The organism is Pseudomonas sp. UF-293 (assembly GCF_058245595.1).
Genome location: NZ_JBSICA010000020.1, coordinates 59,754 through 84,908, shown reverse-complemented (window position 1 = coordinate 84,908; position 25,155 = coordinate 59,754). Strand labels below are relative to the sequence as shown.

The 25,155-nt window shown below is 58.8% G+C and carries 24 protein-coding genes; 9 read left to right on the top strand and 15 right to left on the bottom strand.

Annotation, left to right across the window (positions count from 1 at the left end):
* Window positions 1–14: 14 nt before the first annotated feature.
* Both uraD and puuE read right to left on the bottom strand, forming a co-directional pair.
* Window positions 15–530, bottom strand: a complete 516-nt coding sequence (gene uraD, locus AC4IHP_RS19990; RefSeq protein WP_016773760.1) for a 2-oxo-4-hydroxy-4-carboxy-5-ureidoimidazoline decarboxylase — start codon at window positions 528–530, stop codon at window positions 15–17.
* On the bottom strand, window positions 527–1,453 hold the full coding sequence (puuE, locus tag AC4IHP_RS19985; protein ID WP_042608504.1) for an allantoinase PuuE: 927 nt from the start codon (window positions 1,451–1,453) through the stop codon (window positions 527–529). The genes uraD and puuE overlap by 4 nt, the downstream gene beginning before the upstream one ends.
* Window positions 1,454–1,873: 420 nt before the next feature.
* Between puuE and uraH the strand changes: the two genes are divergently transcribed.
* A complete protein-coding gene (gene uraH, locus AC4IHP_RS19980; RefSeq protein WP_007944445.1) occupies window positions 1,874–2,227 on the top strand; it encodes a hydroxyisourate hydrolase in 354 nt (117 codons plus the stop codon).
* Window positions 2,228–2,353: 126 nt separating this feature from the next.
* Here uraH and AC4IHP_RS19975 read toward each other — a convergent pair whose 3' ends face one another.
* The 5 genes from AC4IHP_RS19975 to AC4IHP_RS19955 all read right to left on the bottom strand — a co-directional run bounded on the left by AC4IHP_RS19975 (window position 2,354) and on the right by AC4IHP_RS19955 (window position 10,815).
* Window positions 2,354–4,204 (bottom strand): hypothetical protein, encoded by a 1,851-nt coding sequence (locus tag AC4IHP_RS19975; protein WP_490832549.1) that lies wholly within the window; start codon window positions 4,202–4,204, stop codon window positions 2,354–2,356.
* A 93-nt stretch (window positions 4,205–4,297) separates the two neighbouring features.
* Window positions 4,298–7,822 (bottom strand): calcium-binding protein, encoded by a 3,525-nt coding sequence (locus tag AC4IHP_RS19970; protein ID WP_490832548.1) that lies wholly within the window; start codon window positions 7,820–7,822, stop codon window positions 4,298–4,300.
* Window positions 7,823–8,015: 193 nt separating this feature from the next.
* The gene (locus AC4IHP_RS19965; protein ID WP_460117671.1) at window positions 8,016–8,645 is read right to left on the bottom strand and encodes a LysE family translocator; all 630 of its coding nucleotides are present in this window, start codon (window positions 8,643–8,645) and stop codon (window positions 8,016–8,018) included.
* 85 nt (window positions 8,646–8,730) lie between these two features.
* Complete coding sequence (locus AC4IHP_RS19960; RefSeq protein ID WP_039763812.1) at window positions 8,731–10,080, bottom strand: NCS2 family permease; 1,350 nt, start codon at window positions 10,078–10,080, stop codon at window positions 8,731–8,733.
* Window positions 10,081–10,368: 288 nt separating this feature from the next.
* Complete coding sequence (locus AC4IHP_RS19955) at window positions 10,369–10,815, bottom strand: MarR family winged helix-turn-helix transcriptional regulator (protein WP_434768249.1); 447 nt, start codon at window positions 10,813–10,815, stop codon at window positions 10,369–10,371.
* Between the two features lie 81 nt (window positions 10,816–10,896).
* Here AC4IHP_RS19955 and AC4IHP_RS19950 point away from each other — a divergent pair, with 81 nt between their 5' ends.
* Window positions 10,897–12,063 carry an aminotransferase-like domain-containing protein gene (locus AC4IHP_RS19950; RefSeq protein ID WP_490832547.1) on the top strand — a complete coding sequence of 389 codons (1,167 nt, stop codon included), beginning with the start codon at window positions 10,897–10,899 and terminating at the stop codon, window positions 12,061–12,063.
* Between the two features lie 160 nt (window positions 12,064–12,223).
* Here the strand turns inward: AC4IHP_RS19950 and AC4IHP_RS19945 are convergent, their stop codons facing one another.
* The 5 genes from AC4IHP_RS19945 to AC4IHP_RS19925 all read right to left on the bottom strand — a co-directional run bounded on the left by AC4IHP_RS19945 (window position 12,224) and on the right by AC4IHP_RS19925 (window position 14,996).
* Window positions 12,224–12,595, bottom strand: coding sequence for a glutathione S-transferase N-terminal domain-containing protein (locus AC4IHP_RS19945; protein ID WP_071171524.1), 372 nt, complete (start codon window positions 12,593–12,595; stop codon window positions 12,224–12,226).
* Window positions 12,596–12,698: 103 nt separating this feature from the next.
* A complete protein-coding gene (gene folE / locus AC4IHP_RS19940; RefSeq protein WP_016773769.1) occupies window positions 12,699–13,244 on the bottom strand; it encodes a GTP cyclohydrolase I FolE in 546 nt (181 codons plus the stop codon).
* A 77-nt stretch (window positions 13,245–13,321) separates the two neighbouring features.
* The gene (locus AC4IHP_RS19935; RefSeq protein WP_016773770.1) at window positions 13,322–13,879 is read right to left on the bottom strand and encodes a Smr/MutS family protein; all 558 of its coding nucleotides are present in this window, start codon (window positions 13,877–13,879) and stop codon (window positions 13,322–13,324) included.
* A 74-nt stretch (window positions 13,880–13,953) separates the two neighbouring features.
* On the bottom strand, window positions 13,954–14,274 hold the full coding sequence (locus AC4IHP_RS19930) for a hypothetical protein (protein WP_016773771.1): 321 nt from the start codon (window positions 14,272–14,274) through the stop codon (window positions 13,954–13,956).
* Between the two features lie 131 nt (window positions 14,275–14,405).
* Entirely contained in the window at window positions 14,406–14,996 is a 591-nt protein-coding gene (locus tag AC4IHP_RS19925; protein ID WP_490832546.1) for a cysteine hydrolase family protein, read from the bottom strand.
* Between the two features lie 239 nt (window positions 14,997–15,235).
* Here AC4IHP_RS19925 and prmB point away from each other — a divergent pair, with 239 nt between their 5' ends.
* Window positions 15,236–16,144 carry a 50S ribosomal protein L3 N(5)-glutamine methyltransferase gene (gene prmB, locus AC4IHP_RS19920; protein ID WP_434768252.1) on the top strand — a complete coding sequence of 303 codons (909 nt, stop codon included), beginning with the start codon at window positions 15,236–15,238 and terminating at the stop codon, window positions 16,142–16,144.
* A 137-nt stretch (window positions 16,145–16,281) separates the two neighbouring features.
* Here the strand turns inward: prmB and AC4IHP_RS19915 are convergent, their stop codons facing one another.
* Together AC4IHP_RS19915 and AC4IHP_RS19910 are read right to left on the bottom strand one after the other, a co-directional pair.
* Window positions 16,282–17,073: a hypothetical protein gene (locus AC4IHP_RS19915; RefSeq protein WP_490832545.1), complete on the bottom strand. Its 792-nt coding sequence runs from the start codon at window positions 17,071–17,073 to the stop codon at window positions 16,282–16,284.
* 99 nt (window positions 17,074–17,172) lie between these two features.
* On the bottom strand, window positions 17,173–18,126 hold the full coding sequence (locus AC4IHP_RS19910) for an alpha/beta hydrolase (protein ID WP_460117682.1): 954 nt from the start codon (window positions 18,124–18,126) through the stop codon (window positions 17,173–17,175).
* 130 nt (window positions 18,127–18,256) lie between these two features.
* Here AC4IHP_RS19910 and aroC point away from each other — a divergent pair, with 130 nt between their 5' ends.
* The 5 genes from aroC to mtnC all read left to right on the top strand — a co-directional run bounded on the left by aroC (window position 18,257) and on the right by mtnC (window position 22,477).
* The gene (gene aroC / locus AC4IHP_RS19905; protein WP_024012223.1) at window positions 18,257–19,348 is read left to right on the top strand and encodes a chorismate synthase; all 1,092 of its coding nucleotides are present in this window, start codon (window positions 18,257–18,259) and stop codon (window positions 19,346–19,348) included.
* Window positions 19,349–19,382: 34 nt separating this feature from the next.
* Window positions 19,383–20,528 (top strand): MFS transporter, encoded by a 1,146-nt coding sequence (locus tag AC4IHP_RS19900; protein WP_024012224.1) that lies wholly within the window; start codon window positions 19,383–19,385, stop codon window positions 20,526–20,528.
* Window positions 20,525–21,151 (top strand): methylthioribulose 1-phosphate dehydratase, encoded by a 627-nt coding sequence (locus AC4IHP_RS19895; protein ID WP_460117686.1) that lies wholly within the window; start codon window positions 20,525–20,527, stop codon window positions 21,149–21,151. Before AC4IHP_RS19900 ends, AC4IHP_RS19895 begins: the two co-directional genes overlap by 4 nt.
* 92 nt (window positions 21,152–21,243) lie before the next feature.
* Window positions 21,244–21,789, top strand: a complete 546-nt coding sequence (locus AC4IHP_RS19890; RefSeq protein WP_038861971.1) for a 1,2-dihydroxy-3-keto-5-methylthiopentene dioxygenase — start codon at window positions 21,244–21,246, stop codon at window positions 21,787–21,789.
* A 4-nt stretch (window positions 21,790–21,793) separates the two neighbouring features.
* Window positions 21,794–22,477: an acireductone synthase gene (gene mtnC, locus AC4IHP_RS19885; RefSeq protein ID WP_490832544.1), complete on the top strand. Its 684-nt coding sequence runs from the start codon at window positions 21,794–21,796 to the stop codon at window positions 22,475–22,477.
* Window positions 22,478–22,651: 174 nt separating this feature from the next.
* Here the strand turns inward: mtnC and AC4IHP_RS19880 are convergent, their stop codons facing one another.
* Complete coding sequence (locus tag AC4IHP_RS19880) at window positions 22,652–22,930, bottom strand: DUF3509 domain-containing protein (RefSeq protein WP_016773780.1); 279 nt, start codon at window positions 22,928–22,930, stop codon at window positions 22,652–22,654.
* A 385-nt stretch (window positions 22,931–23,315) separates the two neighbouring features.
* Here AC4IHP_RS19880 and AC4IHP_RS19875 point away from each other — a divergent pair, with 385 nt between their 5' ends.
* Entirely contained in the window at window positions 23,316–25,154 is a 1,839-nt protein-coding gene (locus AC4IHP_RS19875) for a long-chain-acyl-CoA synthetase (RefSeq protein WP_490832543.1), read from the top strand.
* Window position 25,155: the final 1 nt, after the last annotated feature.

Genomic DNA, 25,155 nt, shown 5'->3' with positions numbered 1-25,155 from the left:
TCGGGCCAAGCTTGCTAAAGAGTCAGTAAACGGAACAGGGCAATCTTGTTGATCTCCGCCAGCGCGCATTTGAATTCGGCTTCCACCGAGTTGTTGATGCGCGTTTCGAACGCCGCGAGGATCTGATGCCGGTTGCTGCCTTTTACCGCCATGATGAAGGGAAACTTGAACTTGGCCTTGTAGGCGTCGTTCAGCTCGGTGAAGCGCTGGAACTCTTCGGCCGTGCATTGGTGAATACCGGCGCCAGCCTGTTCATTGGTGCTGGCTTCGGTCAGTTGGCCCTGGACGGCAGCTTTGCCGGCCAGGTCCGGGTGAGCGTTGATCAGGGCCAGCTGGCTGGCATGATCGGCGCTCAACAGGATATCGCTCATGCGCTGGTGCAGGGTTTCGATCTCGTCGATCGAAGCGTCCGCACCGAGGTCGTAGGCCTTTTCGGCCACCCATGGCGAATGTTCGTAGATGTCGGCGAAAGCTTTGACGAAAGCGTCGCGGCTCAGGGTCGACGGTTGCAGGGTTTGAAAACGGCTCATTTTGCAGTCCCTTGGTACGGGTGGGTTTGCTGCCAGTGGCGCGCGATGTCGACGCGACGGCTGAACCACACCTGTTCATGACTTTTGGCGTATTCGATAAAGCGCTTGAGCGAAGCGAGGCGACCAGGGCGGCCGATCAGGCGGCAGTGCAGACCGATCGACAGCATCTTCGGCGCTTCGGCACCTTCGGCGTAAAGCACGTCGAACGCGTCTTTGAGGTATTCGAAGAAATCGTCACCCTTGTTGAAACCCTGCACTTGCGTGAAGCGCATGTCGTTGGTGTCGAGGGTGTAGGGGATCACCAGATGCGGCTTGCCGGTCGGGTTGTTCGGTTCCCAGTAGGGCAGGTCGTCGTCGTAGGTGTCGCAGTCGTAGAGGAAACCGCCTTCTTCCATCACCAGTCGACGGGTGTTCGGCCCGGTGCGACCGGTGTACCAGCCCAGCGGACGTTCGCCGGTCAGTTCGGTGAGGATGCGGATCGCTTCGAGCATGTGCTCGCGTTCCTGTGCTTCATCCATGTACTGATAGTCGATCCAGCGGTAGCCATGGCTGCAGATCTCGTGGCCGGCTTCGACCATCGCCCGGATCACATCCGGGTGACGCTGGGCGGCCATGGCCACGGCGAAGATGGTCAGCGGAATATCGAATTCCTTGAACAGCTTCAGAATCCGCCAGACGCCGGCACGGCTGCCATACTCGTAAAGCGATTCCATGCTCATGTTGCGCGCGCCTTGCAGCGGCTGAGCGGCGACCATTTCGGACAGGAAGGCTTCGGATTCCTTGTCGCCGTGCAGAATATTGCGCTCGCCACCTTCTTCGTAATTGAGTACGAAGGACAGGGCGATCCGGGCATTGCCCGGCCAGTGTGGGTGAGGAGGGTTACTGCCGTAACCGATCAGGTCGCGTGGGTAGTCAGCGCTCACTGCAGTCTTCCTTCTTGTACGTTGACAGATTGGTGTGGCGGCCTGGCAGGCTGGCGTCACAGCGATGGGCTGATTGTATACAACTTTATTTACATTTTGTAAGCCTGAATTTTCGCATTTTTCACCGGCCGTCATCTTTTACTGTTAACGGTTGCAGCCTGCAAGAAACCTGCCTGACCAGTCAGCTAATGAATAGAAGGTGCAATGATCAGGCGCTTTGCCTGCAGATTGGCGATAAAGGCCCGGATGGCGGGGGTGAAGCGAAAAATGTCGTTTTTATTGTGTACAATTTTTTTGAAAAGTGTCTTAATCAGTCGCTCGCCGCAGCGTTTCGTGCTCTGAAACGGTGCGGTCTCCTTTTCAACTGACTTCGGGAGGCGCGAAGTCTGACTGCTTGTAGCGGCCAGGCGCGCAGAATCAATGGGACGTTTGACAACACACGTTTTGGACGCTGCACACGGTTGCCCGGGCAGCTCGATCAAGGTCGAGCTGTACCGCGTTGAAGGATCGCACCTGGAATTGGTCGCCAGTGCGACAACCAACAGCGATGGCCGGGTCGATGCACCGTTGCTGCAAGGCGACGATTATCGCACCGGCGTGTATCAGGTGCAGTTCCACGCCGGCGATTACTACCGCGCCCGCGGTGTACAACTGCCCGAGCCGGCATTTCTGGACGTGGTGGTCTTGCGTTTCGGCATCTCTGCCGAGCAGGACCACTATCACGTGCCTCTACTGATTTCGCCTTACAGCTATTCCACGTATCGGGGCAGCTGACCCCCAAGCAGCTGCCCCCACCGGGAAGCGACTGCGCATATAGCTTCTTTGGTCTTTCGCCCGCTCACACTGCGGGCTTTTTTTATGCTCGCAAGATGCCTCGAAACCGGCGACCGAGCGCCATGCTCAGCGCTCGCGGATGATGAATACCGAGTCGGGCTTGCCGGCAACCCTCAACACTCCGCCGATCAGCCACACCACTCTGTTTTGCGCGGCGGCCTCGGTCAGCGCTTTGAAGGCGGCCTGGCCAATTCGGGCCGGCGCGCTCGGTTCGGTCAGCTCATTGCCGGGCACATGCGTCAGACCTGCCTGGTCGACCGCTCCCAGTTTGAGGAAGAAAATCTGATCGTGGTGGGCTCGTCTGAACACCAGCGTCGGCATGCGATGTTCGTACGTCAGCGGGAATAATTCGTAGCCGCTGTTAACCAGCAACGAACCTATCAGTCGCCTCAGGTTGAGGTCCGAGGGATAGGTTGAGTAGTGATTCCAGGCCAGTGGAAAACGCTGGGGGTCGAAGCTCAGGCGTTGCAACTCGCTGTCGACCCGGGAAGGCATCGGAATCAGTCGCTTGCCACCGAGGTCAATGTCCGGTGCCACCGCCAGCATGTTCATCGGGTCGGCCATGGTCAGCGTCGGCGTCGTGGGAACTGTCCGTTGCTGCCATTGATGCAGTGCAGCCTGAATGTTGACCAGCCCGGTGCCGGTGATCGTCGGTGAGTGATCGGCCAGTTCAAATAGCCGTCTGGCCACGGCGCGCGCGGTGGCGTCAGAAAAGTCGGGGAAGGCACGCGCCACCGACTGGGTGATCGGCGCGTCGAAAAAGCGTTTTCCCGGGTGTATTTCGCCCGGATCGCTGCCGATCCGAAACGTTGCCACAGGTTGCAGGGCAGGGGCATGGGTCAGCATGGTCTCGAACGCTTCAAAGTGCGTCGGCCTGAACTCAGGATGAACCACGAAAAATACTCTGGGCGCCGGGTTTGAGCCAACCGGCACAATGGGATAATGCAGCCAGCCAAGCTGCACCGATTCGATCCCCGCAGGCTTGTTCAAATAGCCCCAGGGCAACCAGGAATACGCAGACTGCTGGTCCTGTACGCTGGCTGTTGGTTGTGTTGACGCATCGATTGCCTCGTCCAGCCGTGGTCGTTTGCTCGGGCCGGCGATGGGCTCTTCGGCCTGAACGATCGGCTGCCGGCTGGATGACGAGGGTTCTGCCTGCTGGGGACCAGAGGCTTTTTGCCGCCAGAACACGGTTCCTGCGATCTGCTCGAAGAAAATCTCCGGTGCATCACGGCTTGTCGCAAACGCCTGCTGATATTCGCCATCCTTGTTTTTGCGCACCATGACCGTACCGTCCAGCGTAGTGACAAAGGTCTGCTTGAGCTTGTTGTAGCGAATGCCATCAGTGGCCAGCTCGGGTTTGGTCAGCGTGCTGACGTCCGATGGAGACAGGTAGGTGGGGGTATCTGCGGTAGATGTCGCGGGCCGGATCGATTGCCGGTCAGGGCGCTGGATGTTCCAGCTCGGCTGGCCTTCGTTGCGAACCAGGGCGAGGCCCGCTACGCCGGGTGCGAAGGTCAGCGGCAAATGGTAATTACCGTGCGAATCCTGTTCGACCACGAACCGCCCTTCGTCAGCAATCTGTGCGTACGTTCGCTGATCCGGGCCAGTGAACAGACCTCGCTGGTCTGGCAAGGGTACCAACTCGTCTGCGCGGTCTTGCGGCCAAGCGGCCACCTGGCGAGTCGTGGCGGGAGCATCCACTGTCGGTGCCAATTGGTGAATGACCACCGCAGGCATTTGATCAACCCCTGCCGAGGCTTCTGTGGCCCGGCCTGGCGTCGGCTCAATGCCCAGCAGAAGGGCGTCCGGCATGTGCAGACCGACAGTGTTGCGCGGCGTCGGCGAACTGGAACCTGGAGCCTCAGGCAGATCGGTTTTTGTCGTGACAGATACTTTTTTCGGTGGTTTAGCCATTTTCTGATACTCATGAAGTGAATGCGCAGGCGCGCGCAGGCGCCTGGCCAAACGCAATGTTGCCAAGGGCGCTATCGATGAAAGGTTTCGGCGTTACGCCAGCGGGACGTTAAGCCGTGGCGGGGGGGCAAAGATCCCGGATTGGTGACTGCAACGATTCGCCACTCGCAGCTCGGACGCTTCAACGCGTGAGTTATCGGCGCTCAATACCCAGCCGAATGCGGCGAAGCTGTAACTCAGTGCGGCTCGCTCATCGAAGATCCAGTTCACGTTGCTGACTTTCACCACATCGGTGGCCAGCGGAGCGAGTGCTGAAGGCATTGCTCCGGCCACGTCGGGGGCTTCAAAGAATCGCGCATCCAGGCCGTCTTGATAGACCCGGTCAAACACCAGATCGACCGTATGAACAATACCGTTCGCCGTGATTACCCGGATCTGATCGATCAAGTCTTCGCTTTCATACACCGGCAGATAAACAGTGCAGGTGCCAATGGATAATTGATTATTCGAGAGTTTGATCGCAACGGATCCGAGTTTTGTCGCATCGAGCTCCCAGGTGGAAGAGTTCGCCAGACGCACAGGCGAGCTCGCGAGTGCACCCGGTGTGGATAGTTTGATGGTCATGTCGGCCACGAGATGAATCAGATACGTGGCGCTTTCTCCGATAAGGCTTTCCATGGCGGTTTGCACGGTCAGGGCGGTGAGCGTGGCGCAGCAGTTGCGATTGCCCATTTCGTGCGACTTGTTCTCCGGCAAGGCATAGCTGAAGCGTCGCGAGCGAAGGGCGAGCGGCAAAGGCATCTCGACAATCCAGTCCCTTTGCACAGCGTAATCAGTGAAAGCAGGAAGGGCTTCGGTTTCATCCGTGAGACCGGCATTGATGGCAATACCGTCCTTGAAGATCAGTACATAACGGTAAAAGGGCCGAACTGCCATGGTCCGCAGGATTTTTGTCAGGTTGTCGTGATCATCCTCATTACGGGCGCAGGAGAAATAATTCAACTTGATCCGCTTGTCGCCCAAGTGATAGATGAGATGGCAACCCGCTGTCAGTCGGTTTGACTTGGGTTTGAAACTGAAGAAGTGTGCTTCAGCCCTGGTCAATTCGTCACTACTGTAGTCAAGATAAATTCGGCTGACTGTCTCGTAGCGTGGTACCGAGTAAAAAGTGGTCATGTTACTGGCACGCGGCAAGTAGTAACTTGCGTCCTGATGATGTCTGATCCAGCATTCCTCTGCGTAGACAATGACCGGTCGTTGCGGTTGACCCAATTTGATGATTATTTCCGCGAGATCCGCTGTCTCGCCTTCCGCGATTTTCTCGGGTAGATCAAGTCTGAAGTAGAAACCGTCGCTGGTGATGAAAGTAAGGTTGTTGTTGATCAATATTCGTTCGTTGTTTTTTTTTTCATAAACGTCACGTATGGTTAATATGTTTTTCAACCTGTCATTGAATTCAAATCCGGAAATGACGAGCAGGTCGTTTTCCTCGATCTTGCAGGAATCAATCAGGTCTTTTTTCCATTTCAGGAGGATGTAACTTGGCTGTTTGCCATCCTCGATGATCGAGAAGCGACCGGGCGCATGGGCGATAAAATATTGATCGACGCCTGCTTCTCCGGATGCTTTGGCGTCTTTGTGCAACAAGTGGATCTGATCGTCTCCGGCGCCGGCTTCGATCACGTCGCTACCGCGTGCCTTGATAATGTTGTTTTGCGCTGTGCCGGTCACTACGCTGGCGGCGCTGTCAACGGTTTCAATATTCTCGATACTGTCCAGCAAACTGTGCAGCGTGTGTTTCCTGCCATTATCCGCAGACTGATCGGGCGAGATGACCTTAAGGGTGCCGCCCGGCAGATCGACGTCATAGCCGGTCTTATCAGTGCGGTAACCCGAGTGGACGCCGCTGAGCACCAGAGTGTCATTGCCTGCACCGCCGCGCAGTACCGAGTGTTCACCAACATTCGCGCCTTGCTTGAGGAGGGCCGCCGCGTTGTCGAATACGAACCGATCATCTTTCTCGCCCCCGGTCAGCTCTTTCTTTCCCGATTTGTAATGAAAGACATTCGGTTTTTTCTCGACGCCCTTGACTGAGTCCCGACCCTCGGTCAGCAGCCACAGAACGCTCTTGTTGTCAGCGGCTGTGCCCAGTTCCGCGCCGGGGGTTTGCAGGGTGACGCCTTCGCGCGCATCGATGCTGTCGTCGAGGCCGACTATCTCAGGGACATTTGCCGACTCCCAGGCATCCTGCTTGGTCCACCAGTTGCGCTTCCAGACCCGGGTCGGTCGCAGACGAACTTCGAATTGGCCATTGACGATGGCTTCGGTGGTGTCCTTGAGAGGGCCGTCGAGCAGTGTCCTTGCCGCTGCCTTCAACTTGACCGAGTGCTGCAACAAGGTCTTGGCTTTGACATAGCGGTCTTGAACGTCCTGATCGATATCCTTCATGCAGAACGCAAACCAGCCAGTGCGCCACCGTTCCTCCAGGGTAAGTTCGATGTAATCGTCAATGTCATCGACGATGCGCACCGCCCCGTAGACCTGCGATCCGATGGCGAGAATGGCACCGGCAGCCAGTCCCACCGGACCGGCCAGGGAAAACCCGGCCATCGCTGCGGCGCCGAGGATCACCGTCATCGCTGCGCTGGTAATACTCAGGCCGGCACTGACGTAGTGATCCATCGCATCCTTGCCCGTGGCGTTCTCGGCAGCGTTCATGGACCGCACGGCGGTGTAGATATCGAAAGGCAACGTCAGCGCGCCGCCGAGCAGGCCTCCCGAACGCCCGAGTCTGATTGCCATACGCGTCCTGGCGAAGTCACGGTAGGCGTGTTGTCCGGCGGTGAGCATCTGGGTGGCAATTTTACTGACGGTTACGTCGACAGCGATCGAGCCCAGTTCGGATGCAATACCCAGGCTGTTTATCGCGATTTCCGTGGTGTTGTCGGCCTTGATCGCATCGACGACTCCGCGCAGGCCCATGAAAATCCCGAAGCCCTGGATGCCGACGCTGGAGCCGAGTGCTGCGTAGCTTTTACTCAGGGTTTTCCAGCGCGGATGGTGTTTGGGCAGGTGCACATGCTGCAGGTCGAGCGCCTGCGCGGCATTCGCGAGTTTCATCAGTTTGCGGTGGTAGCTACCCGGACCACTGTCATCGCTGACACGCTCGCTGAACAGCGGCGGTGCGGTCAGAGGACGGTGACTGGCCATTTCAAACAACAAGGTCGGCAACAAGTAAGTGTCGCTGCCAGTGGTGGTCTTTATCGTGTGTTCGACTTTGTTAAGGTCGAATTGCAGGGCATCGATAAAAGAACGTTTGAGTACGCGGCTAAAAGTATTACGACCATTCAAGGGTTTGCCGTTGACAGTCGCTCCCAAGTGGTCAAGAGCGACTCGTGTTATTGATATATCGCCTATTTGCAAAGGTCCGAATATTTCGTCGGCAAAGTTCAACTGGTTCGGCTTGGATGAGCTTTCAGGCGCGTCAATAGTTGCAGGCTTGCGCTCGTTGCTTTCGAAGCGCATATCCGTAATAACAACCGTGTCTGTAACGTTTTGATTGTTTGGGTCTATTGCAGGATCGGTTTGAGTGGATGCCTGTTGTATCAGAGTGGCCATGAGAACTTCCTTGTTCTGGCTATTGTTTCGAATTGGAGCGGATATTAAGGCGCTCTTTCGAACGCTGTACATAAAGCGGTTGTTGCCGTGTATTGCTTGTCAATGATTAGGGAGTGGGCGCGAGATGGTTAATTGTAAACAGCACCCTCCTGACTTGAATCCGTTCAGTCAGGAGGGTTATGCACATCAATATTCAGTGACTGCTGAGCAGTGAGGCCGCGCCGGCACCGCCAAACAGCCCGGCACTGATCCGGTTGAACCAGCTCTGGCCTTTGCCGCTGCGCAGATACCGCGCTGCGCCATGAGCGCCCAGGCCGTAGGCCAGCTTGCAGCACAGGTCGAGCACCACCCAGGTCGCGATCATGATCAGCAGTTGCGGCAGAAAAGGTTGGTTAGCGCTGAGGAACTGCGGCAGAAATGCGGCAAAGAACAGGATGTCCTTCGGGTTGCTTGCGCCCAGAACGAAGGCACGCCCGAACAATGTGCGAAAGCGCGGCACCGGTGCGGCTTCAGGGACTTCGGCGCCCGTCGATGGCTGGCGCGATTGCTGCCAGCTCTGCCAGGCGAGATAGAACAGGTACAGTGCGCCGACGATTTTCAATGCGCTGAATAACTGCTCCGATGCCAACAGCAAGGCGCCAAGCCCGAGTGCCGAAGCGCTGAGCAGGCAGACCGAGGCGATCACCCCACCGAGGAACGCCGGGTACGAGCGGCGCAAACCGTAATTGAGACTGTTGCTGATCATCAGCAACGACAGCGGCCCCGGGATCAGGATCACCACCAATGCAGCGCCACTGAACAGCAGCCAGGTTTCCAGACTCATCGCTTTGCTCCTTTGTTGTTATCGAAATGCACAAAAGCCCCACCGGTGAGGGTGAGGCTGGGTTGAAGCATGAACCGCGCAGCGTTTACAGGAAGATGAACTTGGCGATAAAGATCGCGCAGAGCACCCACAGGCTGACGGAGATTTCCTTGTACTTGCCGGTGCCGGCCTTCAGCGCCACATAGGTGATGAAGCCCAGCGCGATGCCGTCGGCGACGGAGAAGGTCAGCGGCATCATGATCGCCGTGACAATTGCCGGAATCGCATCGGTCGCTTCGTCCCATTCGATGTGGGCCATGCCGCCCATCATCAGCATCGCTACGTAGATCAGTGCGCCAGCCGTGGCATAAGCGGGAATCATGCCAGCCAGTGGGGCGAAAAACATCGCCGCTATAAATAGCACACCCACGGTGACGGCGGTAAGACCAGTCCGACCACCAGCGGCCACGCCAGCGGCACTTTCCACGTAGCTGGTAACCGGTGGCACGCCGACCACGGCACCGAATACGCTGGATGCGCTGTCAGCCTTCATTGCTCGGGAAAGGTTTTCGATGCGCCCGTCAGCCGCCACGAGGTTGGCGCGCTGGGCGACGCCCATCAGTGTGCCGGCCGTATCGAACATGTGCACGAACAGGAAGGCCAGCACCACGCTGATCATGCTGACGTTGAACACGCCAGCGACGTTCATTGCCATCCAGGTCGGCGCCAGGCTCGGCGGCGCGGACATGATGCCCTCGTAGTGCACCAGGTCCAGGCCCCAGCCGGCGAGAGTGACGGTGATGATGCTGATGAGGATTGCGCCGAACACGCGGTGGTAACTGAGGATGGCAATCATCAGAAAGCAGATCGCTGCGAGCAGCGGGCCGGGTTCGCGCAGGGAGCCGAGCTTGATCAGCGTTGCCGGGCTGTCGACAACGATGCCCGCCGTCTTCAGACCGATCAGGCCGAGGAACAGACCGACACCGGCGCCCATCGCAAAACGCAGGCTGACCGGAATGCTGTTGAGCAGCCACTCGCGAATCCGCGAAAAGGTCAGGAACATGAACAGCACACCCGAGACAAACACCGCGCCGAGCGCGGTTTCCCAGTTGTAGCCCATGGTGCCGACCACGGTGTAGGTGAAGAAGGCGTTGAGGCCCATACCCGGTGCCAGTCCGACCGGCCAGTTGGCGTACAGCCCCATCAACAGGCAGCCCAATGCGGCGGCGATACAGGTGGCAACGAAGGCTGCACCGTGATCGATGCCGGCATCGGCCATGATGTTCGGGTTGACGAAGATGATGTAAGCCATGGTGATGAAGGTTGTCAGACCGGCAATCAGCTCGGTCTTCACCGTGGTGCCATGCAAGCTGAGTTTGAACAGACGCTCCAGCAGGCCATTGCGTAATGGCGGCGTGAGCTCGAGCGGCGGTGCTTCGGATTTGCGGCTTTCCACAGCGAGTACTCCTCAAGAGTTTTATTGTTATTTCCAGGGCCGGACCCATGAGGGGTGGCAGCGGCCCTTTGAGGCATACGCGAATTTGTTGACCGTGTAGTCAGGAACTCGCACGCAGTGGATTATGCTTTTGTGTACAAATAAAGCAAATATTGTTTTTTGTTTTGTCGGCGATTTTTTTGCTGATAGGGATATATGGCTATCAAGCCATTCGCGAGCAGGCTCGCTCCCACCTGTGTAATGCGTTCCCATGTGGGAGCGAGCCTGCTCGCGAAAGCGCCTGTTGATTCACTCAAGAATTGTCAGACTGCCACCCAAAGCCAGATTCACCGCCAGCCAGCCATTCACCGCCGCTTCCCCGGCCTCGGCAAACACCCGCTCAAGCAATTTCACCTGCTCGCGGCGCAACGCTTGCTCAAACTTCGCACCTTCCGCCGTCAGCTCCAGCAAGCGCTTACGCTTGTCGGTCTGCGAAGCGACGCTGTCGACCAGATGCATCTCCTGCAACTGGCGCAGCGGCATGTTCAGCGCCTGTTTGCTCACGCCAAGCAGGGCCAGCAACTCTTTCACGCTGAGGTTCGGATAGCGCGCGATGAAAAACACGATGCGCTGGTGCACCCGCGACAGGCCGCGACGCTCGAGCATTTCATCAGCCTTGGCCGTGAACGCCTGGTAGCCGAAGAAAAACGCTTCCATGGCCTGTTGCTGACTGGAGGGGTTTTTAAGGTCAAGCATGTTGACGTACTCGCTCAAGCTGTCGTAGTTTCAGTCAACCAGTTTGACTCATTTTTCGCATCCCTCGCTACGGTGACCTCCATGGCTTTTTCCGAACGTGTCTCGCGCCTGAAAAGTTCTTTGATCCGAGAAATCCTCGCTGCGGCCCAGCGTCCGGAGGTGATGTCGTTCGCCGGCGGCTTGCCCGCTGAGGCGATGTTGCCAAAAGTGGAGTGGGCCGAAATGCCGCTGTCCCTGGGCCAGTACGGAATGAGCGAAGGCGAGCCGGCCTTGCGCGAAGCCTTGGCGGCAGAGGCGAGGGCGCTTGGCCTGGAATGCGAGGCGAGTCAGGTGCTGGTGGTCAGCGGTTCCCAGCAAACCCTGGATCTGGCGGCCAAGCTGTACATCGACAAGGGCACGGAAATTTTGCTTGAAGCGCCAACCTATCTGGCTGCGCTGCAAATCTTCCAGCTGTTCGGCGCCGATTGCCTGACCGTGCCGCAGGAAGCCGACGGCCCCAACCTGGCGCAACTGCGCAACCGTCTGGAACAGCACCGCCCGGCGTTTATCTATCTCATTCCGACATTCCAGAATCCATCCGCCGTACGCTATAGCGAGGCCAAGCGCGCAGCGGTCGCCGCGTTGCTTGATGAATTCGGCGTCACCCTGATCGAAGACGAGCCGTACCGCGAGCTGACCTTCGATGGCGGCAGCGCCAAGCCGATTGCCGGGCGTCTGCAGAAGGCGAGCTGGATCTACACCGGCACCGTCTCGAAAACCTTGCTCCCGGGTTTGCGTGTCGGTTACTTGATCGCCAGCCCGGACCTCTTCGCGCATCTGCTCAAACTCAAGCAATCGGCCGATCTGCACACCAATCGCATCGGCCAGTGGCAGGCGCTGCAATGGATCGGCTCGCAGAAGTATCAACAGCATTTAAGCGATCTGCGTGAGTTCTATCGGCAGCGGCGCGATGCATTTCAGTTGGCGCTGGAAAGCCACTTTGCCGATCTGGCTGAGTGGAACATGCCCCAGGGCGGGCTGTTCTTCTGGCTGACGTTGAAGCAGCCGCTGGATACGCGGACTTTGCTCAACGAGGCGTTGGCCAATGATGTGGCGTTCATGCCGGGTGAGCCGTTTTTCCCTGAGCCGGACAAGCATCACGGGCATTTGCGCTTGAACTTCAGCCACATTGATCCAGCGCGCCTGGATGAAGGGCTCAAGCGATTGGCGGCGGTGGTGCGCCAGGCGCAGCTAGAGAAAGCGGCCTGAAAACAATAAACCGGCTCGAGGGCCGGTTTATTTTTGTCTGGGATTTGCGGTGGCTGAGAGGGCCCCTTCGCGAGCAGGCTTGCTCCCACAGCGCAAATGCATTCCAAAGGGTGGGAGCGAGCCTGCTCGCGAAGGCGTCAATCAACCCACCACATAACCATCAGACCGCCGCAAATCGCTTATCCAGATAATCAATAATCACCTTGGACTCATACATCCAGGTTGTCTGGCCATTCTCTTCGATACGCAGGCAAGGCACTTTGATCCGGCCGCCCTGTTCCAGCAACGTCTGGCGATCCTGCTCATTATTCTTCGCGTCTTTCAGCGCCACCGGCACATTCAGGCGATGCAGGGCGCGGCGGGTTTTCACGCAGAACGGGCAGGCGTGGAATTGATACAGCGTCAGATCTTTTGCGGCAGCGTCGACTTGCGCCTGAGCAGCGGCGGGGCGTTTCTTCTTGCCCGGACGAGTGATGAAGTCGATGAAGATAACCAGTTGGCCGAGGCCGACACGAAGCGCTTTGACGAACACGTTGAAAGCCTCACGGTACGAATGAAGAAAGGCGCGCAGCTTACCCGATTTTTCACGGGCGAAAAAAAACCGGCGATCAACGCCGGCTGTTTTCTGTTGCGAATTACTTGATGAGGCTGAGGAATTCGCTACGGGTTGCCGCGTTTTCGCGGAACTCACCGAGCATCACCGAAGTGATCATCGAAGAGTTCTGCTTTTCGACACCGCGCATCATCATGCACATGTGCTTGGCTTCGATCACCACGGCTACGCCCAGCGCGCCGGTGACTTGCATCACCGCATCGGCGATCTGGCGGCTGAGGTTTTCCTGGATCTGCAGGCGACGGGCGTACATATCGACGATCCGCGCCACTTTCGACAAGCCCAGCACCTTACCGCTCGGGATATAGGCGACATGCGCCTTGCCAATGAACGGCAGCAGGTGGTGTTCGCACAACGAATACAGCTCGATGTCCTTGACCAGCACCATTTCGCTGTTGTCGGAGCTGAACAGGGCACCGTTGGTGACCTCTTCGAGCGTCTGTGCATAACCGCGGCAGAGGTACTGCATGGCTTTGGCGGCACGCTTTGGCGTGTCGAGCAGGCCCTCGCGGGACACGTCCTCGCCCAATTGGCCGAGAATCGCGGTGTAATTCTGTTCCAGGGACATGAAACTACCTGTGGGGATTTTCGCAAAGGGCAAGGGTACGGTGGCGGACACAACCCTGCAAGTTCGGTGTGACGGCTTTATTCGTCGCGACCTTCCATCATCGTCCGTTTCAGCATCACATAAACCGCGCCGGCGCCGCCGTGGCGGGCCTGGCAGGAGCAGAATCCGAGCACTTGTGCGTGCTGGCGCAGCCAGGTGTTGACGTGGCTTTTGATCATTGGGCGCTTGCCATCCAGGCGCACAGCCTTGCCGTGTGTCACGCGCACGCAGCGGATTTCGAATTTGGTCGCTTCGGCGAGAAAGGCCCAAAGCGTCTCCCGGGCCTTTTCCACGCTCATGCCGTGCAAGTCGAGGCTGCCTTCAAACGGGATCTGCCCGACCTTGAGCTTGCGCATCTGGCTTTCCTGCACGCCGTCGCGGGACCACATCAGCTCATCTTCCGGGCCGACGTCGATCACGAACTGGTCGGACAAGCCGTCAATGATAGTGGTGTCGCTGCGCACGGTGGCAGACTGACGCAGCTTGGCGATCTGCGCGCGGTCAGCCTTGGGTTTGCCGGTGTCGGCGCGGTCGTGCTTGATCGGCTTGACGCCTTGGATCGCACTTTTGAACAGAGAAAAATCGTCGTCTTGCATGGCAGCCTCCGCGAAGGGCGGCCAGTTTACCCAAGTCGACAGAAAACGGCCCGGCAAAAAGCCAGGCCATCGGGTCAGTCGTGTTTTTTCATCAGATGCGGGGACATGTTCAGTTCCCGCGATTGCCGTGCGCGGCGGCGGCAGCGGCGCCACAGGGCAACGCCGAAATACAGAAACAGCAAGCCGACCGCGAGCATGATTGCCGAGCCCAGCGGCGATGCGTTCAGGTCACCCAGCGCCGGCGGACGGCCGAGCAGGCTGGCGGCGCCGGCCATCGCCAGCAGCACGCCGAACGTCGCCAGAATGGCCGAGATCGCCGCGCCAAATCGAAAACGCCAGTTGCTTTGGCCTTTGGGCCGCAAACGGCGTGCGTCAAATCCATCGGATAACTTCATTCCGACCTTCCTCAATGGTATCGGCCCTTCGACCGGGAGTTGACCGGGTTGTTCCTGAGGCTATGGCATTTGCGGCAAATCAGCGGATATAGCGGATGAGCGGCGCCAACGCACCGCTCACAAGGGCAGGATCAGATCAGGTCCTGAGTCTTTGCCAGCGTGGCGAAGTTGTCAGCCATGATTGCCATTTCCGCTTCCTGCACGCGTTCGGCGCTGAGCACGCGGCCCTTGAACGGCAGATCGCGGGTCGCGCAGGCGTCTTCGACCAGGGTGCAGCGGAAACCGAGATTTTTCGCCGCGCGCACGGTGGTGCTGACGCTGGAGTGACTCATGAAACCGCAAACGATCAGGTCCAGCGAGCCGAGATTCTGCAGACGCTCGAGCAGCTCAGTGCCATGGAATGCGCTCGGCAGCAATTTGCCGATAATGGTTTCATCGCCTTGCGGTTCCAGACCGGGAATGAATTCGCCCCGTTCGCCCTGCGGGTCGAACAGGCCGCCAACGGTGCCGAGATGACGCACGTGCACGATCGGCCGACCGGCGGCACGGGCTGCGGCAACCACTTGTTTGATGTTCGCGACGGCCGCGTCCATGCCGCTCAGGGCGAGCGGGCCGCTGAGGTATTCCTTCTGGGCATCGATGATGACCACGGTGGCATGGCTCAGTGTGGCCGCTGCGTAACCGCGACCGCTGAGTTGAAACATCGTTTTTGGAACGGACATTCTGGGGCTCCTCGGGGTGGGGCTTTTGCGACATTGTCCTCTGGCTGAGCGGTTCTGTGAATCGCTACCATCGTAGGCGCCGTCGTTCTTGGCCTGCAGCCTTGTCAAGTTACACGTTCCGTTCAATGCCTGATGCAAAAAAAAGAAATCTCCTACCGTTGCAGCGCGGTTTTTCCTGCGTCGTCGTCGGGCGTTTTGGCTGTTAGAATCGCCAGTCGTTTTTTTTGGAGCTCTACGCCGTGATCACTTCCCGACTTCGTACCCTGCGCGACCATATCCGTTGGGCCGTCAGCCGCTTCCATGGGGAGGATCTGTTTTTCGGCCATGGCACCGACAACGCCTGGGACGAGGCGCGTCAATTGGTACTGGGCGCTCTGCACCTGCCGTGGGAAATCGCCGACAGCTATCTTGATTGCGCGCTGGAAGATGACGAACTGGTCAACCTGCAGCGCCTGCTCAAGCGCCGCATCGAAGATCGCGTTCCCACCGCCTACCTGCTCGGTGAAGCGTGGTTCTGCGGCATGTCGTTCATTGTCGACCCGCGCGTACTGATCCCGCGTTCACCGATCGGTGAGCTGATCGAAAACCGCTTCGCACCGTGGATCGGCAACGAACCGGCGCGAATTCTCGATCTGTGCACCGGCTCGGGTTGCATCGGTATTGCCTGTGCTTACGAGTTTCAGAATGCCGAGGTAGTGCTCGCGGACCTGTCGTTCGAAGCGCTGGAAGTGGCCAATCAGAACATCGAGCGTCATGGTGTCGATGAGCGCGTCTACACGGTGCAGGGTGATGGCTTCGAGGGCTTGCCGGGTCAGCGTTTCGATCTGATCGTGTCGAACCCGCCCTACGTCGACGCGGAAGATTTCGCCGACATGCCGGACGAATATCAGCACGAGCCGGAGCTCGGCCTCGCCTGCGGAGATGATGGTCTGAATCTGGTCCGGCGCATGCTCGCCGAAGCGGCGGATCATCTGACCGAGAAGGGTTTGTTGATTGTCGAAGTGGGCAACAGCCAGGTGCACGTTGAAGCGTTGTACCCGGAAGTCGATTTCGCCTGGCTGGAATTCCAGCGCGGCGGGCATGGCGTGTTCATGCTGACCGCCGAGCAGTGCCGCGCGCATCAGGCACTTTTCGCCTCACGCGTCTGACGTTTTCAGGGACGCAGAGCGTCCCGGGCTGCATTCCCACGCAGAGCGTGGGAACGATCGGATCGCAGCCTTCGGCGGCTCCTGCAGGATCTCCATCATTCCAGTGTAGGAGCTGCCGAAGGCTGCGATCTTTTGATCTACCGGTGCGTAGCAATCCAGATCAACAACCCCGCCTGAAACACCGCAAACGCCACCAGGCACGTAATGGTGAAGCGCAAACCGGCGTCTTCACGCTTGAACTTGCTGACTTTCTCCTCCTGCTTTTTCAGCTTCACTTCCTGTTCAGCCAGATTCTGCTCGGCTTGCTGCAGCATCTGTGCAGCTTCAAGAATTTCGACGATCTGCAGCTTTTCGCTGTTCCAGTCACCCAGCAGATCACCGACCTGCACCGCCTTGATGCTGCCTTTCAAATGCTGGGCATCGGCGTAAACCACATCGAAACCGTGCACGCGCAGGAAATGGTCGCGGCGCAAGCGAGTGTCTTCGTTGAGCGCGTCCTTGTTGTTCAAGTCCATGCCGTCGACGGTGTAGCCGGGCCAGCGCTTTTTCGCCCAGTTGATGCCTTGCGCGGCCATGAAACGACCAATGCCGCGGTTCAGCGGTTCAATCTGCAAGCCACTGTCGGGACCGAAACTCACACGTTTGCTCGCGTGGTCGACCCACACATCAAGATGATTCTGCTCTTTGCGCACACGCTGGTTCGGCAGTTTGATCGCCATGCGCATGAGGCTGCGCTCTTTGCTGTTGCGCTCGGCGTAACCGAATTCGACAAAGCGCAACGGCCGGCCGCCGGTGTTGCGGTCGGTCTGCAGCGGCGCCAGGCGGAGCATCTTGTGGTGCTCGGCCTGAACGTCCGCCCACGGCAATTCGACCGCTGGCGGTGCGTCTTTTTCAGCGCTGGTGTCGGGTGAAGTCTGGGTTTCAGTCATAACGGCGAGATCCTGTCCAAGCCCTGCTTGCCGCCAGACGTTGCGCTGGCGACAAAGGCTTATCGGCCGTTTTCTGTGAGGCTGGAGGGTAAAACGCAGTTAACTTGCACGAATTCCGTCAATAAATTCGATGACAGCGGCGCCGAGTTCGGCGGCCAGGGGCAAATTCGGGTCCTTGTAGGAGGCCAATTGCCGCTTCATGTCGTTATGCACGATGCGCAGCACATGGTTCATGCCTTCGATCACCGTCAGTTGCGCGTCTGGTTTCGCCGCCTTGAGCAGCTTCGCGTCCTCGGTGCCGACCTGAATGTCGTTGCTGCCTTGAACGATAAGTGCCGGCATTTTCAGCTGGGCAAAAGCTTGCGCCGGGTCCTGACGGAACAGCGAAATCAGGTACGGCTGCACGCTTGGGCGGAAGATCACCTGCAACGGCTGCGGCACGTTGTCATCGATATGGCCGGCCTTGAGGCTGTCGAGCAGTTCGTTGCTGCGCAGCATCAGTGGCGGCGGCAAGCTGCGCGCCAGCTGTTCGCGGATCACTTGATCGACCGGTCGCGCGCTGCCGGACAGCGAGATCACCGCCGCTGCGTCCAGCTTCGGCGCAGCGAGGCTGGCAATCAGCGCGCCTTCGCTGTGGCCGAGCAGGATCAGTTTGCCGAAACGCGGGTCGGCCTTGAGCTTCTGCCCCCACGCCACGGCGTCCGCCGCATAGCCTTCCACTGAAAGATCACGTTCATCGGGAGCGGCCGCCAGGCTCGCCGCAACACCGCGCTTGTCGTAACGCACGCTGGCGATGTTGTGTTTGGCCAGTACCCAGGCCAAGCGCTTGAGACTGTCATTGCGCCCGCCGTCGGGGTTGTTTCCGTCGCGATCTGTAGGACCCGAGCCAGAAATGATCAGAACAATCGGCACCGGGCTGTCGGACTTGGGCAGCAACAACGAGCCGAAAAGTTCGCCGTTGCCGGTGTCCAGAGTGACCGGGCGTTGTAGGACTGTCGCCTGGGCAAAGCCTGTAAAGAGGGTAAGACTCAAGATCAAAACTCGCAGCATCATCACGCCATCATTGGTCAAGGTGCCGGTTGGACTCGCCAGCACCGCTAAGGTTCGAGGATGAACTACTCGGTTAGCCTGCGTATACTGGCGCGCATCAAGAATTCGGGTTTGATTTCACGGAGCGTCCTGCATGTCCGGCAATACCTACGGCAAGTTGTTCACTGTCACCACCGCTGGCGAAAGCCATGGTCCGGCGTTGGTCGCCATTGTCGACGGCTGCCCGCCGGGCCTGGAGATTTCCCTGGAAGATCTGCAGCGCGACCTCGATCGCCGCAAGCCTGGCACCAGTCGCCACACCACTCAGCGCCAGGAAGCCGATGAAGTCGAAATCCTCTCCGGCGTGTTCGAGGGGCGCACCACCGGTTGCTCGATCGGCCTGTTGATTCGCAACACCGACCAGAAGTCCAAGGACTACTCGGCGATCAAGGACCTGTTCCGCCCGGCCCACGCCGACTACACCTACCACCACAAATATGGCGAGCGCGATTATCGCGGCGGTGGCCGCAGCTCGGCTCGGGAAACCGCGATGCGCGTGGCGGCCGGGGCGATCGCGAAGAAATATCTGGCCAGTCAGGGCATCGTCATTCGTGGCTACATGAGCCAGCTCGGCCCGATCGAAATTCCGTTCAAGACCTGGGATTCGGTCGAAGAAAACGCTTTCTTCAGCCCTGACCCGGACAAGGTCCCTGAGCTGGAAGCCTACATGGACCAGTTGCGCCGCGATCAGGACTCGGTCGGAGCGAAGATCACCGTCGTCGCCGAAGGCGTGATGCCGGGCCTTGGCGAGCCGATCTTCGACCGCCTCGACGCCGAACTGGCCCACGCGCTGATGAGCATCAACGCGGTCAAAGGCGTGGAGATCGGCGCCGGTTTCGCCTGTGTCGCCCAGCGCGGCACCGAACACCGCGATGAACTGACGCCGGAGGGTTTTCTCAGCAACAACGCCGGCGGCATCCTCGGCGGCATCTCGTCCGGCCAGCCAATCGTTGCGCATCTGGCATTGAAACCGACGTCGAGCATCACCACCCCGGGCCGCTCGATCGACGTGAATGGCAACCCGGTCGATGTGATCACCAAGGGTCGTCACGACCCATGCGTCGGCATCCGCGCGACGCCGATCGCCGAAGCGATGATGGCCATCGTGCTGATGGATCACCTGCTGCGCCACCGTGGGCAGAACGCCGATGTGCGCGTGAGCACGCCGGTGCTGGGCCAGCTCTGATGGCTGCGCTCAAAGCCGTCGCGGCATAATCGGCGTGGCGGCGCTTCCTTACTGGCGGCTGTCCAGTTTCTATCTGTTCTATTTCGCCTTGCTCGGTTCGACAGCGCCGTTTCTGGCGCTGTACTTCGATCACCTCGGCTTCAGTGCCGCGCGCATCGGCGAGCTGGTGGCGATTCCGATGCTGATGCGCTGCGTGGCGCCGAACATCTGGGGCTGGCTCGGCGATTACACCGGCAGGCGTCTGGCCATCGTGCGCTTTGGCGCGGTGTGCACGTTGCTGACCTTTTCGCTGATCTTCGTCAGTCAGACCTACGCCTGGCTGGCGATGGTCATGGCCCTGCATGCGTTCTTCTGGCATGCGGTACTGCCGCAGTTCGAAGTCATCACCCTCGCGCATCTGCAGGGGCAAACCTCGCGCTACAGCCAGATTCGCCTGTGGGGCTCGATCGGCTTCATCATCACTGTGGTAGTGCTGGGACGGCTGTTCGAATGGCTGAGTCTGGACATCTACCCGGCGGCACTGGTGCTGATCATGGCCGGTATCGTTCTCAGCAGCCTGTGGGTGCCGAATGCGCAGCCCGCGCAAGGCAATCGGCCGACGGGTGAGGGCTTTCTCAAGCAATTGCGTCATCCCGGCGTGCTGGCGTTTTATGCTTGCGTCGCGCTGATGCAGGTCAGCCACGGGCCGTATTACACCTTTCTGACTTTGCACCTTGAACGCCTCGGTTACAGCCGTGGCGTCATCGGCATGCTCTGGGCCGTGGGTGTGGTGGCGGAAGTGCTGATGTTCATGGCCATGAGCCGCATTCTGGCGCGCTTTTCCCTGCGCCGGGTGCTGCTGGCGAGCTTCCTGCTGGCGGCGTTGCGTTGGGTGCTGCTCGGTTCGTTTGCGGAGTTTCTCTGGGTGTTGTTGTTTGCCCAGGTGTTGCATGCAGCGACATTCGGCAGTTTTCACGCGGCTGCTATCGCGTTCGTGCAACGTAGTTTCGGCGCCCGCCAGCAAGGTCAGGGCCAGGCGCTGTATGCGGCACTGGCCGGCACCGGCGGGGCGCTCGGCGCGCTGTATTCCGGCTACAGCTGGAATGCCCTCGGCGCGACATTGACCTTTAGTATTGCCAGTCTCGCAGCGCTTGCCGCTGCCGTTATCATTGCCACATGTATGCAAGAGGACAGGCCATGAGCCTTAGCCGTGAACAGCTCGCCCAGCAGATCGTCGACGCCGGGCGTTTTCTATATGGCCGGGGCTGGTCGCCAGCCACCAGCAGCAACTATTCGACACGCCTGTCACCGAGCGAAGCGCTGTTGACCGTATCGGGTAAGCACAAAGGCCAGTTGAGCGTGGATGATGTGCTCGCCACCGATTTGTCCGGCAATAGCCTGGAACCGGGCAAGAAACCTTCCGCCGAAACCTTGTTGCACACCCAGCTCTATAGCTGGCGCGCGGAAATCGGCGCCGTGCTGCACACCCACTCGGTGAACGCCACGGTGCTGTCGCGCCTCACTTCGCAAGACTTCATCGAGTTTGAAGACTACGAACTGCAAAAAGCCTTCAGCGGCATTTCCACCCACGAATCGCGGGTGCGCGTGCCAATTTTCGACAACGATCAGGACATTGCACGCCTCGCCGCCAAGGTGCAGCCTTGGCTCGACGCCCATCCCGATTGCGTCGGTTATCTGATTCGCGGCCATGGCCTCTACACCTGGGGCGCGCAGATGAGCGACGCGCTGCGGCAGATCGAGGCTTTTGAATTCCTGTTTGAATGCGAGCTGACAACCCGCAGCGTCATGAACCGCCAAGGCTGAGTTCACCCGAAACAGCCCGTTTGCCTGATGCCATGCTGCGCCCGACCGGTCTGCAAGAGCCGGACGGCGCCGCCGCTACCGAGGAATTGCCCATGAGCAGCCTGTCTGTTTATCACGTTTCCAGCCCTGAGATTCCCAACAAGGTGCTGACCCATTTCGAAGACATCGCTTCGACGCTGGCCGAGCAGGGCGTGCGTTTCGACCGCTGGCAAGCCGCCGCGAAGATCCAGCCCGGCGCCAGTCAGGAAGAGGTCATCAGCGCTTATAAAGAGCAGATTGACAAGCTGATGACCGAGCGCGGCTACATCACCGTCGATGTGATCAGCCTCAACAGCGACCATCCGCAAAAAGCCGAACTGCGCGCCAAGTTTCTCGAAGAACACCGCCATGGCGAAGACGAAGTACGATTTTTCGTCGCTGGGCGTGGCTTGTTTACCCTGCACATCGACGACTACGTCTACGCCGTGCTCTGCGAGAAGAACGACCTGATCTCGGTTCCGGCCGGCACCAAACACTGGTTCGACATGGGCGAGCATCCGCATTTCGTGGCGATTCGTCTGTTCAACAACCCGGAAGGCTGGGTTGCCAATTTCACCGGCGAAGACATCGCCGGCCGCTTCCCGCGTCTGGAGGACTGAAACCGTGTCGATCAAAGCCATCCTCACCGACATCGAAGGCACCACCAGCGCGGTGAGTTTCGTCTTCGACGTGCTGTTTCCTTTCGCCGCCAAACACTTGCCCGACTTTGTGCGCCAGAACGCTTCGCGTGCTGATGTCGCCGAACAGCTCGATGCCGTTCGCAGCGACAGCAACGAGCCGCAGGCCGATGTCGAACGGGTTGTTGAGATTCTCTTGAGCTGGATCGCCGAAGACCGCAAGGCCACGCCGCTGAAGGCATTGCAAGGCATGGTGTGGGCGCAGGGATATCAGGCAGGGCAGCTGAAAGGGCATGTTTATCCGGATGCCGTTGAAGCGCTGCAACGTTGGCATGCTGCGGGGTATCAACTGTTTGTTTACTCGTCCGGCTCGATCCAGGCGCAGAAACTGATTTTCGGTTGCTCGGAGGCAGGGGATCTCACGCCGCTGTTCAGCGGCTATTTCGACACCACATCAGGGCCGAAGCGTGAGGCGCAGTCCTACCGCAACATTCAGCAGGCAGTGGGTGTTGAAGCAGATGAAATCCTGTTCCTGTCGGACATCGTCGAAGAGCTCGACGCTGCTCAGTCAGCCGGCATGAAAACCTGTGGCCTGGCGCGTGAAGGCGGGGAGTTGGCAGGACACGTGACGGTTGACAGCTTTACCGGGATCGAACCGGAAGCGTTCTGACCATTGCACGCATCCCTGTAGGAGCTGTCGAGTGAAACGAGGCTGCGATCTTTCGATTTAGGCATGAAATCAAGATCAAAAGATCGCCGCGTGTCGCAGCTCCTACAAAAATCATGCGCGCAAAAAACAGGCCGTGAAGCGCATGCTCCACGGCCTGTTTTTGTTTAAAGCAAATTACAGCGAGTGATACGTCGGCAGAGCAAAACGCTGCTGGCTCTGCAGCATTGCAATTTGCGGCAGCTCGCTGGCTTGTTCGGCCAGGTCGCGGCGGATTGCGCTGATTGCCCACGACAGTTGATCACCGGCGTGCAATTGCTGATACGAGAGTGCGCGTTTGAAGACTTTGCCGTCGCTGCTACGCAGAGTGAGCAGGATGCCACCGTCAGGACGTGGGGCAGTGCTGACTTCGTAGTTGGAGAACAGCGATGTAAATTTTTCTTGAATCAGGCTCATGTCATCAGCTCCGTATGTACTTGAATGGCAAGCATGCGGAGGTAGTTGCAGCGTTTGTGCCAGTATTGAACCAAATAAAAAGTCTTTAAAATCAATCAGTTGAAAGCATCTCATTTTGCAGGTGTCGTGCAATCTGCATGAATGGCCATCGTGCATCCTGCATTTTGCGTGATTTTTTCCGTTCAACGGAACCAAACGTCCGTACCAGAATCCGCTCTTCCTTCATCAGCGAGACGGGATACAAATCATTGCAAAAACCGCGTGTACAGCCTCGCGAGCGCTGACGTACTTTCCTCCTCGACACACGGTGTAAACGCGTGGGTCGCACTCATTACCCGATAACAAGAACAGCGGTCTGCACGTCAAGACCGAACGGGGAGCTTTCATGCGTCACGCGCCAAGCGACACGATTACCTGGGGCATGATGCTCCGCAAACTACCGATGATTGCCAAGGCCATCCCACGGGTGGTCAAGGGCATGAAAGTGGCCAACGTCACGGATCCGACCCAAACGTGCGGCCTGGGCTGGACGTTCGAGCAGGCGACGCTGCGCAATCCCGATGGTGTGGCGTTGTTGCAGGGCGACGTTGCGTTGACCTACGCGCAGGTCAACCAATGGGCCAATCGCATCGCGCATTATTTGAGCGAGCAGGGCATCGGCAAGGGCGATGTGATCGCGGTGTTCATCGAGAACCGTGCGGAATTACTGGTGACCATCCTGGCGCTGGCCAAGCTCGGCGCGGTCAGTGCGCTGCTCAATACTTCGCTGATGCGCGACACGCTTATCCACAGCATCAATCTGGTCGCGCCGGTAGCCATCGTGGTCGGCGGAGAGTTGACCGCCGCCTATGCCGGCGTGCGTGATCAGGTTTGCATCGCCGCACCGCGTACATGGTTCGTCGCTGATCAGGACACTTACAGCCATCCGGGCATCGCGCCCGAGGGTTACGTTAATCTGATCAGCGCCAGTGCCGACGCCAGCAGCGATAACCCGCCGAGCAGCGCGCAAATTTTCTTCGATGATCCGTGTTTCTACATCTACACGTCCGGCACCACCGGCCTGCCCAAGGCCGGGGTCTTCAAGCATGGACGCTGGATGCGCAGTTCGGCGAGCTTCGGCATGATCGCCCTCGATATGCGCCCGGATGATGTCGTCTACTGCACTTTGCCGCTGTATCACGCCACAGGCCTGTGCGTGTGCTGGGGATCGGCGATCAACGGCGCGTCGGGGTTCGCCATCCGCCGCAAATTCAGCGCCAGCCAGTTCTGGAGTGATGTGCGCCGGTACCGCGCGACCACCATCGGCTATGTCGGCGAACTCTGCCGGTATCTGGTCGAGCAACCGGTGAGCGCCGATGACAGTCGCCACGATGTACGCAAGATGATCGGCAATGGCTTGCGTCCCGGTGCCTGGGCCGAGTTCAAAAAGCGTTTTGCCGTCGAGCACATTTGTGAGCTGTACGCGGCGAGCGACGGCAACATCGGATTCACCAACATCCTCAATTTCGATAACACCGTCGGGTTCTCGCTGATGGCCTGGGAGTTGGTTGCCTACGATCACGACAGTGGCGAGCCGCTCCGTGGCGAGGATGGTTTCATGCGCAAGGTCAGCAAGGGTGAGCAGGGTCTGCTCCTCGCGCGAATCGATGACAAGGCGCCGCTGGACGGTTACTCCGATCCGCAAAAAACCGCGCGCGTCGTACTGCACGATGTATTCAACAAGGGCGATCGCTTTTTCAACACCGGCGACCTCCTGCGCAACATCGGTTTCGGCCATGCGCAGTTTGTCGATCGCCTCGGCGACACTTACCGCTGGAAGGGCGAAAACGTGTCGACCACCGAAGTCGAGAACCTGTTGCTGCAGCACCCGCTAATTTCTGAAGCCGTGGCCTACGGCGTGGAAATCCCGAACACCAACGGCCGTGCAGGCATGGCCGCGATCACTCCCGCCGAATCCTTGGCCACGCTGGATTTCGCCGAACTGCTGAGTTTCGCCCGGCAACGCATGCCGGCCTATGCCGTGCCGTTGTTCTTGCGGGTGAAAGTGAAAATGGAAACCACCGGGACCTTCAAATACCAGAAGACTCGTTTGAAAACGGAAGGCTTTGACCCCGGGCTCACGGGCGATGACCCGATCTTCGCCTGGTTGCCCGGCAGCGAAACGTATGTGCATGTCAGTGAGCAAATCCTCGCTGAAATTCAACAAGGCAAACATCGATATTGAG